General features: G+C 72.5%; 14 protein-coding genes and 1 pseudogene. 8 read left to right on the top strand and 7 right to left on the bottom strand.

Features of this window, described 5'->3' with window-relative positions; all coding sequences use genetic code 11:
- Positions 1-13: 13 nt before the first annotated feature.
- Positions 14-256 (top strand): hypothetical protein, encoded by a 243-nt coding sequence (locus tag P8627_RS04410; RefSeq protein WP_279966393.1) that lies wholly within the window; start codon positions 14-16, stop codon positions 254-256.
- A gap of 18 nt (positions 257-274) precedes the next feature.
- Here the strand turns inward: P8627_RS04410 and P8627_RS04415 are convergent, their stop codons facing one another.
- From P8627_RS04415 to P8627_RS04435, 5 genes are all read right to left on the bottom strand, one after another.
- The gene (locus P8627_RS04415; RefSeq protein WP_279966395.1) at positions 275-535 is read right to left on the bottom strand and encodes a hypothetical protein; all 261 of its coding nucleotides are present in this window, start codon (positions 533-535) and stop codon (positions 275-277) included.
- Positions 536-549: 14 nt separating this feature from the next.
- Positions 550-999 carry a DUF805 domain-containing protein gene (locus P8627_RS04420; RefSeq protein WP_279966396.1) on the bottom strand — a complete coding sequence of 150 codons (450 nt, stop codon included), beginning with the start codon at positions 997-999 and terminating at the stop codon, positions 550-552.
- Positions 1,000-1,013: 14 nt separating this feature from the next.
- Positions 1,014-1,622, bottom strand: a complete 609-nt coding sequence (plsY, locus tag P8627_RS04425; protein WP_279966398.1) for a glycerol-3-phosphate 1-O-acyltransferase PlsY — start codon at positions 1,620-1,622, stop codon at positions 1,014-1,016.
- Positions 1,615-2,886, bottom strand: coding sequence for a dihydroorotase (pyrC, locus tag P8627_RS04430; RefSeq protein ID WP_279966400.1), 1,272 nt, complete (start codon positions 2,884-2,886; stop codon positions 1,615-1,617). The genes plsY and pyrC overlap by 8 nt, the downstream gene beginning before the upstream one ends.
- Before the next feature lie 61 nt (positions 2,887-2,947).
- Entirely contained in the window at positions 2,948-3,484 is a 537-nt protein-coding gene (locus P8627_RS04435) for a hypothetical protein (RefSeq protein ID WP_279966401.1), read from the bottom strand.
- Between the two features lie 141 nt (positions 3,485-3,625).
- Between P8627_RS04435 and P8627_RS17055 the strand changes: the two are divergent.
- Positions 3,626-4,000 (top strand): annotated as a pseudogene (locus P8627_RS17055) (ketopantoate reductase family protein); the annotation flags it as partial.
- 271 nt (positions 4,001-4,271) lie between these two features.
- Positions 4,272-4,529 (top strand): ketopantoate reductase family protein, encoded by a 258-nt coding sequence (locus P8627_RS04445; RefSeq protein ID WP_279966403.1) that lies wholly within the window; start codon positions 4,272-4,274, stop codon positions 4,527-4,529.
- An 8-nt stretch (positions 4,530-4,537) separates the two neighbouring features.
- Here P8627_RS04445 and P8627_RS04450 read toward each other — a convergent pair whose 3' ends face one another.
- Positions 4,538-5,482 (bottom strand): aspartate carbamoyltransferase catalytic subunit, encoded by a 945-nt coding sequence (locus P8627_RS04450; protein WP_279966405.1) that lies wholly within the window; start codon positions 5,480-5,482, stop codon positions 4,538-4,540.
- 211 nt (positions 5,483-5,693) lie between these two features.
- Here P8627_RS04450 and P8627_RS04455 point away from each other — a divergent pair, with 211 nt between their 5' ends.
- The 5 genes from P8627_RS04455 (at position 5,694) to P8627_RS04475 (ending at position 12,946) form a co-directional block, all read left to right on the top strand.
- On the top strand, positions 5,694-6,488 hold the full coding sequence (locus P8627_RS04455; RefSeq protein WP_279966406.1) for a uracil-DNA glycosylase: 795 nt from the start codon (positions 5,694-5,696) through the stop codon (positions 6,486-6,488).
- 85 nt (positions 6,489-6,573) lie between these two features.
- Complete coding sequence (gene yghU / locus P8627_RS04460) at positions 6,574-7,407, top strand: glutathione-dependent disulfide-bond oxidoreductase (RefSeq protein WP_279966407.1); 834 nt, start codon at positions 6,574-6,576, stop codon at positions 7,405-7,407.
- Positions 7,408-7,484: 77 nt separating this feature from the next.
- Positions 7,485-8,015: a molybdenum cofactor biosynthesis protein B gene (gene moaB / locus P8627_RS04465; protein WP_279966408.1), complete on the top strand. Its 531-nt coding sequence runs from the start codon at positions 7,485-7,487 to the stop codon at positions 8,013-8,015.
- 99 nt (positions 8,016-8,114) lie between these two features.
- The gene (locus P8627_RS04470; RefSeq protein ID WP_279966409.1) at positions 8,115-9,575 is read left to right on the top strand and encodes an efflux RND transporter periplasmic adaptor subunit; all 1,461 of its coding nucleotides are present in this window, start codon (positions 8,115-8,117) and stop codon (positions 9,573-9,575) included.
- A complete protein-coding gene (locus tag P8627_RS04475; protein WP_279966410.1) occupies positions 9,575-12,946 on the top strand; it encodes an efflux RND transporter permease subunit in 3,372 nt (1,123 codons plus the stop codon). Before P8627_RS04470 ends, P8627_RS04475 begins: the two co-directional genes overlap by 1 nt.
- A gap of 9 nt (positions 12,947-12,955) precedes the next feature.
- On the opposite strand, the gene P8627_RS04480 is transcribed toward P8627_RS04475, so the two are convergent.
- A complete protein-coding gene (locus tag P8627_RS04480) occupies positions 12,956-13,327 on the bottom strand; it encodes a cupin domain-containing protein (RefSeq protein ID WP_279966411.1) in 372 nt (123 codons plus the stop codon).
- Between the last annotated feature and the right edge of the window lie 6 nt (positions 13,328-13,333).

The raw sequence follows: 13,333 nt of genomic DNA on the forward strand, positions 1-13,333 counted from the left end.
CGGGAGATCCCTCATGCGCGATTTCTTCATCCGGGCCCTCGACAGGATCGTGGGGCTCGTCGTGATCCTCGGCGCCGTCGCCGTCCTCGGCGGGGCCGCCGCCACGCTCGTCTCGGCCGAGGGCGGGCTCTTCCCGGCGCTGCTCATCCTCGTGGGCGGCAGCTTCTACCTCCTGGTGGCGGGCGGGCTGCTCTACCTGTTTCTCGGCATCCACGAGAACACGCGCCGCACGGCCGAGGCGCTGGAGCGGCGCTGAGCGACCCGACCCGCGCCGTCATTCCTCCGCCACCACCTCCAGCGCGGCCACGAAATCCGCCACCTTCGCCGCCGGCATCTCGCAGGGCTTGAGCCGCGGGCCGGCGGCCAGGCGGTAGAGGTTCATCGACACGTAATCCGACCCGTCCAGCGCGCGGGCGACCAGCTTCTCGGATGCGCCGCCGGCATGCAGCGCGCGGGTGACCAGCCAGTCGCGGCCCAGCGCGCGGCCCCGGAAGGTGCCCAGCGGCAGCGTCAGCAGCCGCTCCGCCACCGCCACGGCCCGCGGCGCGCTCAGCGGCCCACCGTCGGGACCGAGGAGGACCGCACATCGTCGGCATAGGCCGCCCCGCCGCCGCCCGTCCCCGCGCCCGGCCCGCCCAACGGATCCGGGCCGAAGCGGTTCGGCCCCTCGGTCCCGCGCAGCACCGCGAAGATCAAAATCACCACGGCCCCGACCACCGGCACGAAAAACAGGAGGATCCACCAGGCCGTCCGGTCGATATCGTGCAGCCGCCGCGCCAGGACCGCCAGCGACGGCAGCAGCAGCCCCAGCGACAGGAGCGGCGCGAAGACCGCCGCCGACTCCGGGCCCAGGCCGAACACCACCGCGTCCAGCGCGCCCGCGACGAACCCGGCCATGAAATAGAACAGCTGAAACCACCAGAATTCCGACCGCGGCGCACGGCCCGCGAAGGTGACGTAATTGCCCAGGACGTGCCGGACCGATTCGCTGAAACCCATGGGGCCCCCTTGGCTCAGGCCGCCTTGCGGCCGATCCGCGGCTCCTCGCCGCGCAGGATGCGGGCGATGTTGGTCCGGTGGAACCACCAGATCAACAGCCCGAAGGCCACGCAGACCGCGATCGCCTCGGGCGCCAGCCAGATCGCCCAGATCGGCACCAGCACCGCCGCGCCCAGCGCGCCGACCGACGAGATGCGGCTCAGCGCCGCGCAGGCCAGCCAGGACGCGCAGGCCGCGAGGCCCAGCGGCCAGGCCAGCGCCAGCACCGCGCCGAGGAAGGTCGCCACGCCCTTGCCGCCCCGGAAGCCCAGCCAGACCGGATAGGCATGGCCCGCGAAGGCCGCGAAGCCGGCGAGTTGCCCGGCATCGGGCCCCAGCGCCGCGCGCGCGATCAGCACCGCCGCCCCCGCCTTGCCCGCGTCGCCCACCAGCGTCAGCAGGGCGGCGAGCTTGTTGCCGGTGCGTAGCACGTTGGTCGCGCCGATATTGCCCGAGCCGATCTTGCGCAGGTCGCCCAGCCCGAAGACCCGCGCCATCAGCAGGCCGAAAGACACCGATCCCAGCCCGTAGGCCAGCACCGCCGTCACGATCAGCCAGAGCGCGGGGGTCGTGATCTCAGGCATCCGCGCCTTCCCGGTCGAAGACCCGCGTGCCGCCGACCCAGGTGCCGATCACGCGGCCCTCCATCCGGGCGCCGTCGAAGGGCGTGTTCTTGGATTTCGAGCGCAGCGTGAAGCGGTCCATGACGAAGGGCGCGTCGGGGTCGAACAGCACGAGATCCGCAGGCGCGCCTGCCTCCAGCGTGCCGCCCGGCAGGCCCAGCCGCCGCGCCGGGTTCAGCGACAGCGCGCGCCAGAGCGCCGGCAGCGCCAGGTGGCCCGCATGGACCAGCCGCATCGCCGCCGGAAGCAGCGTCTCCAGCGCCACCGCGCCCGAGGCGGCCTCCTCGAAGGGCAGGCGCTTCGATTCCTCGTCCTGCGGCGTGTGCATGGAGGAGATCACGTCGATCGCCCCCGCCGCCAACGCCTCGACGACGGCCAGCCGGTCGTCCTCGGTGCGCAGGGGCGGCTTCACCTTGAAGAAGGTGCGGTAGTCGGCCACGTCCAGCACGTTCAGCGTCAGGTGGTGGATCGACGTGCCCGCCGTGACATCCAGCCCCGCCGCCCGCGCGCGGGCCAGCGCGGGCAGCGCGGCCGCGGTGGTGATCTGGTCGGCATGCCAGCGCACGCCCGTCGCCTCGACCAGCGCGAGGTCGCGCTCCAGCCCCATGCGCTCGGCCAGCGGCGAGACGCCGGGCAGCGCCTTGAGCGACGCGAACTTCCCGCTCGTCACGCAGGCCCCCGCGCTCAGGCCCGGATCCTGCGGGTGCCCGATCACCAGCGCGCCCAGCGAACGGGCATAAACCATGCAGCGCGACAGCACCTTCGTGTCGGTGACCACGCTGTCGCAATCGCTGAAGCCCAGCGCGCCGCCATCCTTCAGGAAGCCGATCTCGACCATCTCGCGGCCCGCGCGGCCCTTCGTCAGCGCCGCGATGTGATGGACGCGGACGGGCATGCCCGCGGCGCGCGCCTGCGCCTGGTCCAGCATCTCGGGGCTGTCGATGGCGGGGGTGGTGTCGGGGCGGCAGACGATCGTGGTGACGCCCCCCGCGGCCGCCGCGGCCGTGGCGGTGCGGAAGCTTTCCTTGTGGCGCTCGCCCGGCTCGCCGACCTTGACGCCCAGATCCACGATCCCCGGCGCGAGACAGCGCCCGCGGCAGTCGATCACCTCGCCCGCGGGTCCCGGCCCGGTGATCCGCCCGTCCTCCACGCGCAATTCGCCCCGCGTCTCGGTCCCGGCGACGGGGTCGATCAGTCTCGCATCGGTGAACAGGGTCGCGGCCATGCCCCCGACTAGCCGCCGGCGCGCGGGCTGGCAATCGGTGCGTCGCGGCGGACGGGCCGGCTCAGACCAGCGCGGTGAGCAGCCCCGCCAAGAGCAGCGCGCCCAGCACGATCCAGACGATCGTCTTGCGCTGCATCTTCGAGCCGGTCGCCACCCCCGGCGTCGCGATGCGCGGCTCGCGCGCCGCGGGCGGCAGGTCGCGCGGCGTGTCGTCGGCCTCGGCTGGCGCATAGGCGCCGATGGGCGTCAGCTCGGGCACCGGCTCCAGCCGCTCGATGCCCTCGAGCGCGCGCGGCGCTAGCACCACCACGTCGCCGCGCAGCGCGTCGAGCTTCCCCGCGTCGCGGGCGAGCTCCGCCTCGGGGATGTCATGCGCCTGACCCAGATAGTCGCGCAGGCCCATCGGCTGCACGTCGGCCACGGCGAAGACCTCGGCATAGGTCGTGTCGATCGGTGCGCCCACCGCCTCGGTCAGCGGCGTGGCGTCGGCGGGCTCGGTCAGGCGCGACAGGAAGGTCTGATGGGCCAGCTTCAGCGTGCCGTCCGAGACCGAGAAGACGTGGATGCGCGGATCGCGCGGGGTGAGTTCGATGGCCATGCCCCAAGCGTCGCGCCGAATTGGCCGGCGGTCAACCGAAGCCGCGCGAAAGGCCGCTTTCGCTTCGCCCCGCGCCCCGCCTGCGCTAGGCTGCCGCCATTCCGGCCGGAGCGGAGGGCTCGTCCCATGAAGATCGCGACCATGGCCACCGGCGGCATCGGCGGCTACCTCGCCGTCAAGCTCGGCCGCGCCGGGCACGAGATCGCCGCCATCGCGCGCGGCCGGCATCTCGAAGCCATCCGGCAAGACGGCCTCATCCTCGACGGGCCCGACGGGCGCGAGTCGATCCGCCCCGCCATCGCGACCGACGACCCGGCCGCGGTCGGGCCGGTCGATGTCGTCATCTTCGGGGTCAAGGGCGACGATCTCCCGGACGCCGCGCGGGCCTGCCGGCCGATGCTGGGCCCCGACACCGTGGTCGTGCCCTTCCTCAACGGCGTGGAAGCCGCCGACCGGTTGGCCGGGATCCTGCCGCCCGGCAATATCGCCAACGGCATGGCGCAGGTCTCGACGACGATCGCCGAGCCGGGCGTGATCCGCCAGACCGGCCGCTTGGACCGATTCGTCTTCGCCGAGCGCGACAGCCGCCCCTCGGCGCGGATCGACGCCCTGCGGGCCGCCCTGACGGAGGCCGGCGTCGCCGCGCCCCCGACCGACGATATCACGCGCGACCTCTGGTCGAAATTCGTGCTGTTCTCCGCGATATCCGGGGTGACGGCGGCGGCGCGCTGCACCATCGGCACGATCTCGCGCCCATCCGGAGCTGGCGGCGCTGTTCCGGCAGGTCATGGCCGAGACGGCGGCGCTCGCCCGGGCGCGCGGGATCGCGATCCGCGCCGATCTGGAGGCCGCGAACTGGGAGATGCTCCAGACGCTGCCCGACGACATGCGCGCCTCGACCGCCATCGACCTCGAACAGGGCCGCCGTCTGGAAATCGACTGGATCTCCGGCGCCGCCTGTCGCCTGGCGCGCGAAGCCGGCGTGCCCGCCCCGATGAACGCGGCGCTCTACGCGCTCCTGCTGCCGCACAAGGCGGGGCGCTGATCCGGGCCTCAGCGGCCCGCGTCGGCCGCCGCCCGCAGGTTCTGCGCCAGCAGGTCCATCGCCGCCATGCGCACGGCGACCCCCATCTCCACCTGCTCCTGGATGACCGAGCGGTTGATGTCGTCGGCCAGCGTGCCGTCGATTTCCACCCCGCGGTTCATCGGCCCCGGATGCATCACGATGGCATCGGGCTTGGCATGGGCAAGCTTCTCGGCATCCAGCCCGAAGCGGTGGTAATACTCGCGCTCCGACGGGATGAAGCCGCCATCCATCCGCTCCTTCTGGAGGCGCAACATCATCACGACATCCGCGCCCTTCAGGCCCGCCGCCATGTCGTCGGTCACCTCGACGCCCAGCTCCTCCACCTCCGCCGGCATCAGCGTCGGCGGCCCGACCAGGCGCACGCGGTTCTCCATCTTGCCCAGCAGGATGATGTTCGAGCGGGCGACCCGGCTGTGCGCGATGTCGCCGCAGATCGCGACGGTCAGGCGGTGGAGGCGTCCCTTGGCTCGCCGGATCGTCAGCGCATCCAGAAGGCCCTGCGTCGGGTGCTCGTGGCGCCCGTCGCCCGCGTTCAGCACGGCGCAATTCACCTTCTCGGCCAGCAGATTGACCGCCCCCGAATGCGGATGGCGCACCACCAGAAGGTCGGGGCGCATCGCGTTGAGCGTCAGCGCGGTGTCGATCAGCGTCTCGCCCTTCTTCAGGCTCGAAGCCTCCATCGCCATGTTCATCACGTCCGCGCCCAGCCGCTTGCCCGCGATCTCGAAGCTGGCCTGGGTCCGGGTCGAGGCCTCGAAGAACATGTTGATCTGCGTCAGCCCCTCCAGCGCGTCGCCATGCTTGTCGCCGCGGCGCTGGGCCTCGGCGTAATGCTCGGCACGGTCGAGGAGCGTGGTGATCTCGACCGGGTGCAGGGGCTCGATGCCCAGCAGGTGGCGTTGCGTGAACATAGCGCGCGCGAAGTCCTCGGTGGGTTGCGCCCCGCTTGTCGGGGCTGGCGCGGCCGGGATCAACCCCCGCGCCGGGCCCCTCGGGGTCGCGGATCGCGGCGTCTTCCGGCCCTCTGCCCAAATCCACGCCGGGCTCTCCCGAAGCGACCCGCCCACTCCGTCCGCCCGGCGGCCACTTCCGCCGGCCCGCGCGCCGCGCTAGGGCTGGGACATGCTCGACGATCTCGATCCCCACACCGCCCGCGCGCTGCTCGAATGGCAGCTCGAAATGGGCTGCGACGAGGCCATCGCCGAGGCCCCCCTCAACCGCTACGCCCTGCCCGAGCGCATGCCCGCCCCGGCGCAGGCGACCGCGGACGCCGCCCCCCGGTCCGCCGCGCCGCCGACAGAGCCCGGGGGCGCGCCCGATCCGGTGGCCGAGGCCGAGCGCCTCGCCGCCGCCGCACCCGATCTCGAAGGCCTGCGCGAGGCGCTCGCGGCCTATCCCTGGTGCGACCTGCGGCTGGGCGCACGCAACCTCGTCTTCTCCGACGGCGACCCGGCCGCGCGCGTGATGATCGTGGGCGAGGCACCGGGCCGCGAGGAGGACCGCCAGGGCCGCCCCTTCGTGGGCCAGGCGGGGCAGCTTCTCGACCGGATGCTGGCCGCCATCGGCCTGTCGCGCAGCGCCGAACACGCCAACGGCGCCGTCTACATCACCAATGTGCTGCCCTGGCGGCCGCCCTCGAACCGTGACCCCGAACCCGCCGAGGTCGCGATGATGCTGCCCTTCCTGCGCCGCCATGTGGAGCTGGCCGACCCGGAGGTGCTGGTGCTGATGGGCAACCATGCCTGCGGCGCGGTGATCGGCGCGCGCGGCATCACCCGGCTGCGCGGCAAATGGGCCGAGGGCTTCGGCCGCCCCGCCCTGCCGATGCTGCACCCCGCCTACCTGCTGCGCCAGCCCGCCGCCAAGCGCGAGACCTGGGCGGACCTGCTGTCGCTCGCCGCGCGGCTGGAGCGCTGAGCCCGCCCGCCGGCGCGCGCCCGGTTGACCGCCCGCCCCCCGCGCTACCATCCGGGGCCAGCAGCCGAAGCACCGGAGACACCGCATGAGCTACACGCCCCCCAAGGTCTGGACCCCCGACACCGAGTCGGGCGGCAAGTTCGCCTCGATCAACAAGCCCACCGCCGGAGCGCAGTTCGAGAAGGCGCTGCCCGTGGGCCAGCACCCCCTGCAGCTCTACAGCCTCGCGACGCCCAACGGCGTGAAGGTCACCGTCCTGCTCGAGGAGCTGCTGGAGGCCGGGCACGACTGCGAATACGACGCCTGGCTGATCGACATCTCGGAAGGCGACCAGTTCGGCTCGGGCTTCGTCGAGATCAATCCGAACTCGAAGATCCCCGCCCTCCTGGACCGCACGGGCGGCACCGAGACGCGCGTCTTCGAGAGCGCGGCCATCATGCTGCACCTCGCCGAACGCCACGGCGCCTTCCTGGGCGACGCGCGCCCCGAGATGCTGTCCTGGCTCTTCTGGCAGATGGGCTCCGCCCCGTTTCTCGGCGGCGGCTTCGGGCATTTCTACGCCTACGCGCCCGAGAAATACGAATACCCGATCAACCGCTACGCGATGGAATCGAAGCGCCAGCTCGACGTGCTGAACCGTCACCTGGCGCAGCACGAATGGATGGCGGGCAGCTACTCCATCGCCGACATGGCGATCTGGGCCTGGTACGGGCAGCTCTGCCTCGGGCGGCTCTATGATGCGGCGGAATTCCTGTCGGTGCACGAATACGAGCACGTCATGGAATGGGCCGAGCGCATCGACGCCCGCCCCGCCGTGCGCCGCGGCCGCATGGTCAACCGCACCTTCGGCGAGGACGAGAGCCTGAAGCTGCCCGAGCGCCATTCGGCGGCCGATTTCGACATGGCGGCGGCGGGCTGACGCCCGCCGCGCCGCGGGGGGCTTTGCCCCCCGCATCCCCCCAAGGTATTTGCGGCCAGAGGAACGAGGGAACGCCGATGGCCGAACGCCAATTCATGCCCTGCCGCATCGCCGTGCTGACCGTGTCCGACACGCGCAGCCTGGCCCAGGACCGCTCGGGCGACATGCTGGTCGCGCGGCTCGAAGCTGCGGGCCACATCCTCGCCGACCGCGCCATCACCCCCGACGATCGCGCCGGCATCGGCGAACACCTGACCCGCTGGATCGCCACGCCGGAAATCGACGTGATCCTGAGCACCGGCGGCACCGGGCTGACCGGGCGTGACGTGACGGTCGAGGCGCATCGCGACGTCTACGAGAAGGAGATCGACGCCTTCGCCACCATGTTCACCCTCGTCTCGATGCAGAAGATCGGCACCTCCGCCGTGCAGTCGCGCGCCTGCGCGGGCGTGGCGGGCGGCACCTATCTCTTCGCGCTGCCCGGCTCGCCCTCGGCCTGCCGCGACGCCTGGGACGAGATCCTGGGCCCGCAGCTCGATTACCGCCACAAACCCTGCAACTTCGTCGAGATCATGCCCCGGCTCGACGAACATCTGCGCCGCAAGTGACCCCGCCGTCGCCGCGGCGAAGGGCCCGGATCGACGCCGTGCTATGGGATGACGGCGCGAAAGGCCTATCTTGAGCCTCGCACACCGCTCGGAGACCCCATGCGATTCCTCGGACGCAGCCTCGCCGCCCTCTTCCTGCTCGCCCTGACGGCGGGCCTTCTGGCCTGGGCCGGGCAGATCACGCTGGCCGCGCTGGAGGATCGCCGCTCCCGCGACGGCGGCGGCCCGCCCGCGCGCGAGCGCGTCCTCGCGGCCAATGTCATCGCCGCCGAGGCGCGCGAGATCGTGCCCGTGCTCACAGCCTTCGGCGAGGTGCGCGCCCGCCGCGTCCTGGAACTGCGCGCCCCCGTCGCCGGCCGCGTGGTCGAACTCGCGCCCGGCTTCGAGGAAGGCGGTACCGTCGCGGCCGACCAGGTCCTGCTGCAGGTCGATCCCTCCGCCGCCGAGGCCGCGCTGGCCGTGACGCGCGCCGATCTGTCCGGGGCCGAGGCCGAGATCCGCGACGCCGCGCGCGGGCTCGACCTTGCGCAGGCCGAGCTGGCCGGGGCCGAGGCGCAGCGCGACCTGCAGCGCACCGCCCTGCAACGCCAGCAGGACCTGCTCGAGCGCGGCGTCGGCGCCTCGGCGGCCGTGGAAGCGGCCGAGCTCGCGCTCTCGGCGGCCGAGCAGACCATCCTCACGCGCCGCGGCGCCGTCGCCGCCGCCCAGACCCGGATCGACAGCGCAGCACTCGCCCTCGACCGCGCCCGCATCGCCCTGCGCGAGGCCGAGCGCGACGTCGCCGACCGCAGCCTGCGCGCCGCCTTCGCGGGCCAGCTCTCCGACGTCTCGGTGCTGCGCGGCGGGCTCGTCTCGGCCAACGAGCAGGTCGCCACGCTGATCGACCCGACCGCGCTCGAGGTAGCCTTCCGCCTGTCCGCCGCCCAGCACGCCCGCCTCCTCGACGAGCGCGGCGCGCTGATCGGCGCGCCCATCCGCGCCATCCTCGACGTGCAGGGCCTGACGCTCGAGGCCGCGGGCACGGTGACCCGCGAATCGCCCGCCGTGGGCACGGGCCAGACCGGGCGGCTGGTCTTCGCGCAGCTGGCTGACCCGCAGGGCTTCCGTCCCGGCGATTTCGTCCGCGTCGCCGTCGAGGAGCCGCCGCTCGCCGCCGCAATCCGCCTGCCCTCAACCGCGCTCTCGCCGCAGATGACCGTGCTCGTCCTTGGCGAAGAGGAGCGGCTGGAGGAGGTCCCCGTCACGGTGCTGCGCCGGCAGGGCGACGACGTTCTGGTCGCGGGCCCGCTCGACGGCCGCGAGGTGGTGGCCGAACGCGGCCCCGCGCTGGGCGAGGGCATCCGCATCCGCCCCCTGCGCCCCGGGGCCGATGCCGACAGCGCCGCCGAAGCGCCCCGCATGATCACCATCGACCCCGCCACGCGCGCCCGCCTCAAGGCCGTGGTCGAGGGCAATTCCCGCCTGCCCGGCGACGTGAAGGCGCGGATGCTGGCCCGGCTCGACGAGGACGAGGTCCCCGCCGAGATGATCGCCCGCCTCGAAGCGCGTTCGGGCGGCTGATGGGCATCCTGGGCTATTTCACCCGGCACCGCACCGCCGCCAACCTGCTGCTGGTGCTGATGCTGGCCGCCGGCCTCTTCGCGCTGCCCAACATGCGCGCGCAGTTCTTCCCCGACGTGATCGTCGAGGATGTCGACGTCTCGGTGGTCTGGGAGGGCGCGGGCGCCGAGGATGTGGACCGCGGCATCGTGCAGGTGCTGGAACCCGCGCTCCTCGCGGTCGAGGGCGTCACCGAGAGCACCGCGACCAGCCGCGAGGGCCGCGCCTCGATCGAATTGGAATTCCTCCCCGACCGCGACATGGCCGACGCCGCCACCGATGTGCAGGCGGCCATCGACGCGGTGACCGGCCTGCCCGAGGGGATCGAGGATCCCGAGGTCCGCCAGGGCGGCTGGACCGACCGCGTCACCGACGTGATCGTCACCGGCCCCGTGGGCGTCGATCAGCTCGCGCGCATCTCCGACGAATTCGTCACCCGGCTCTTCGCGGCCGGCGTGACCCAGACCACCATCCGCGGGGTCGCCGCCCCCGAGATCGTGGTCGAGGTGCCCACCGTCTCGCTTCTGCGCAACGATGTCAGCCTGCGCGAGATCGCCGACGCCATCCGCCAGCAGGCCGCCGCCGACCCGGCGGGCGACGTCTCGGGCGCGAACACCCGCGTGCGCACCGGCGCCGACCGCCGCGACCCGGCCCAGATCGAGCGTATCGTGATCCGGCGCGGGGCCGACGGCACGGCCCTGACCGTGGGCGATGTGGGCCGCGTTTATTCCGAGGGGGTCGACCGCGAGCGGGCCTATTTCGTGGGCGACGACCCCGCCATCAGCCTGCGCGTCGACCGCTCCGCCGCGGGCGACGCCATCGCGCTGCAGGCCCAGGTCGAGGAGGTGGCCGAGCGCCTGCTGCAGACCGCGCCCGAAGGCGTGAGGATCGAGCTGATCCGCACCCGGACCGAGGCCATCACCGGCCGCATCGACATCCTGGTCGACAACGCGCTGCTGGGCCTCGGGCTGGTGGTGCTGCTGCTCTTCCTGTTCCTCAACGCGCGCACCGCCTTCTGGGTGGCCGCGGGCATCCCGGTGGCGATGTTCTCGGCCATCGCGCTGATGTGGCTGGCCGGGCTGACGATCAACATGGTCTCGCTCTTCGCGCTGATCATCACGCTGGGCATCGTCGTGGACGACGCCATCGTGGTGGGCGAGCATGCCGATTTCCGCGCCCGCAAGGGGCTCTCGCCCGAGGACGCGGCCGAGACGGCGGCGCGGCGCATGTTCACGCCGGTCTTCTCGGCGACGCTCACCACGGTCATCGCCTTCTTCGGGCTTGTGGCCATCGGCGGGCGCTTCGGCTCGCTCATCGCCGACATCCCCTTCACCGTGATCGCGGTGCTGATCGCCTCGCTGGTGGAATGCTTCCTGATCCTGCCGCATCACATGGCCGGCGCACTGCGCCACACCGCCAAGGTGCATTGGTACGACTGGCCCTCGCGCGTGGTGAACCGCGGCCTGGGCTGGTTCCGCGAGACGCTGTTCCGCCCGCTGATCCGGCTGGCGATCCGGGCGCGCTACCCGGTCGCCGCCGCCGCGGTCCTGCTGCTGGCGACGCAGGCCGCGCTCTTCCTGCGCGGCGACGTGCAGTGGCGCTTCTTCAACGCGCCCGAACGCGGCTCGGTCACCGGCAATTTCGCGATGGCCGACAGCGCGACGCGCGCCGACACGCTGGCGCAGATGCGCGAATTGCAGCGCGCCACGGTCGCGCTCGGCGCGAAATACGAGGCCGAATACGGCACCAATCCGCTCGACTACGTGATCGCCGAGATCGGCGGCAACACCGGCCGCCCGCTCGCCTCCGCCGACGAGAAGGACCCCGAGCTGCTGGGCGCGATCTCGATCGAGTTGATCGATGCCGACCTGCGCCCCTATTCCAGCTTCCAGTTCGTGGGCGAGCTGCAGGACACCGCCCGCCAGCTGCCGCTGACCGAGGAGATCAGCTTCCGCGGCTGGCGCTCGGGCCCCGGCGGCGACGCGCTGGGGGTGGAGTTCTACGGCGCCGATTCCACCACGCTCAAGGCGGCTGCCGAGGCCTTCAAGGCCGCCATGGCCCGCTTCCCCGAGGTCTCGGGGCTTGAGGACACGCTGCCCTACGACAAGGACGAACTGATCCTGCGGCTCACCCCGCAAGGCGAGGCACTGGGCTTCGAGGAGGGCGCGCTGGGCCGCATCCTGCGCGACCGGCTGGGCGGGATCGAGGCCGCGACCTTCCCGGACGGGCCGCGCACCGGCGAGATCCGGGTCGAGCTGCCCGAGGGCGAGATCCGCGCCGATTTCCTCGACGAGCTGCGCCTCGCGACCCCCGCGGGCGACGGCGCGGTCGCGCTGGCCGATATCGTCACCGTCGAGACCCGCTCGGGCTTCGCCTCGGTGCGCCGCCAGAACGGCGTGCAGGTGGTGGGCGTGGCGGGCGATCTCGACCAGGACGACGCCGCCCGCGCCGCCGAGATCCGCCGCGTCATGAACGAGGACATCCTGCCCGAGATTGCCTCCGTCCACCGCGTCGAGTTCACCGCCGCGGGCCTGGCCGAGCAGGAGCGCGAATTCCTCACCGACGCGACGCTGGGCCTCGTCTCCTGCCTTCTGGGCATCTACCTCGTGCTGGCCTGGATCTTCTCCTCCTGGTCGCGGCCCGCGGTGATCATGGCGGTCATCCCCTTCGGCCTGATCGGCGCGATCTGGGGCCATTGGTGGTGGGACGTACCGCTGTCGATGTTCTCCATCGTCGGGCTGATCGGCATGACCGGCATCATCATCAACGACTCGATCGTGCTGGTGACGACGGTCGACGAATACGCGCAGGATCGCGCGCTCAAGCCCGCCATCGTCGACGCGGTCTGCGACCGCCTGCGCCCGGTGCTGCTGACCACGCTGACCACCGTTCTGGGCCTCGCGCCCTTGCTCTACGAGACCTCCAGCCAGGCGCAGTTCCTGCGCCCCACCGTTATCACGCTGGCCTATGGGCTGGGCTTCGGGATGCTCCTGGTGCTGCTCCTCGTGCCTGCGGTCCTCGCCATGGGCCACGACCTGTCGCGCATGGGCACCGCGCTGCGCCGCCTGCTGCGCCTGCCCCTGCGCGGCCGCGGCCGCGGCGTGGGCGTCGCGGGGCTCGCGCTCGGGACGGCGGTGGCGCTCTGGGGGCTGGTCACGCTGGGCTGGACGCTGGTCACCGGCGCCGTCTGGCCGCCGCTGGCGGGGCTTCTGCCCATCGCGGGCGTGCCCTCCGCCTTCGCGGTCTTCCTCGCCGGCACCGCGGCGGCGCTGCTGGCGGTCTGGCTGCTGGCTGGGCTCGCCGTCGCCCGCCGGGGGCGCGCACGAGCCTGACGCGCGGCCCTAGCCCTCCAGATCCGTCTGGATCCACTCCCGGCTCAGATGGATGTCGATGGTCTCCAGCCGCCCCGGCCCGATATTCTCGTAGCGATGCGGCACCGTGGCGGGCCCCATCACCACGTCCCCCGCGCCCGCCTCGAAGACCCGCTCGCCCACGGTGAAGCGCGCCCGGCCCATCTTGACGATGAAGATCTCGTCATAGGGATGCAGGTGCAGCCCCGGCCCGGCCCCGATGTCGTCGCTCGCGAAGAACAGGATCAGCGCCTCGGTGTCGAGCGCCCCGCCCGCGATCGACCCCGACCAGTTGCCCTTTGCGAAGGCGCCCGCGGCGGCGGGGATGTGGACCGGATCCTTCGGGGCGCGTTTCTCGACCAAGCCGCG

It is taken from the genome of Jannaschia sp. GRR-S6-38 (assembly GCF_029853695.1).
GTDB classification, from domain to species: Bacteria; Pseudomonadota; Alphaproteobacteria; order Rhodobacterales; family Rhodobacteraceae; genus Jannaschia; species Jannaschia ovalis.

What these genes read in the sequence shown, in the direction of transcription:
- P8627_RS04410 (WP_279966393.1), top strand. Translation starts at nt 14, where the DNA reads ATGCGCGATTTCTTCATCCGGGCCCTCGACAGGATCGTGGGGCTCGTC.
- P8627_RS04420 (WP_279966396.1), bottom strand. Translation starts at nt 999, where the DNA reads ATGGGTTTCAGCGAATCGGTCCGGCACGTCCTGGGCAATTACGTCACC.
- plsY (WP_279966398.1), bottom strand. Translation starts at nt 1,622, where the DNA reads ATGCCTGAGATCACGACCCCCGCGCTCTGGCTGATCGTGACGGCGGTG.
- pyrC (WP_279966400.1), bottom strand. Translation starts at nt 2,886, where the DNA reads ATGGCCGCGACCCTGTTCACCGATGCGAGACTGATCGACCCCGTCGCC.
- P8627_RS04435 (WP_279966401.1), bottom strand. Translation starts at nt 3,484, where the DNA reads ATGGCCATCGAACTCACCCCGCGCGATCCGCGCATCCACGTCTTCTCG.
- P8627_RS04445 (WP_279966403.1), top strand. Translation starts at nt 4,272, where the DNA reads ATGGCCGAGACGGCGGCGCTCGCCCGGGCGCGCGGGATCGCGATCCGC.
- P8627_RS04450 (WP_279966405.1), bottom strand. Translation starts at nt 5,482, where the DNA reads ATGTTCACGCAACGCCACCTGCTGGGCATCGAGCCCCTGCACCCGGTC.
- P8627_RS04455 (WP_279966406.1), top strand. Translation starts at nt 5,694, where the DNA reads ATGCTCGACGATCTCGATCCCCACACCGCCCGCGCGCTGCTCGAATGG.
- yghU (WP_279966407.1), top strand. Translation starts at nt 6,574, where the DNA reads ATGAGCTACACGCCCCCCAAGGTCTGGACCCCCGACACCGAGTCGGGC.
- moaB (WP_279966408.1), top strand. Translation starts at nt 7,485, where the DNA reads ATGGCCGAACGCCAATTCATGCCCTGCCGCATCGCCGTGCTGACCGTG.
- P8627_RS04470 (WP_279966409.1), top strand. Translation starts at nt 8,115, where the DNA reads ATGCGATTCCTCGGACGCAGCCTCGCCGCCCTCTTCCTGCTCGCCCTG.
- P8627_RS04475 (WP_279966410.1), top strand. Translation starts at nt 9,575, where the DNA reads ATGGGCATCCTGGGCTATTTCACCCGGCACCGCACCGCCGCCAACCTG.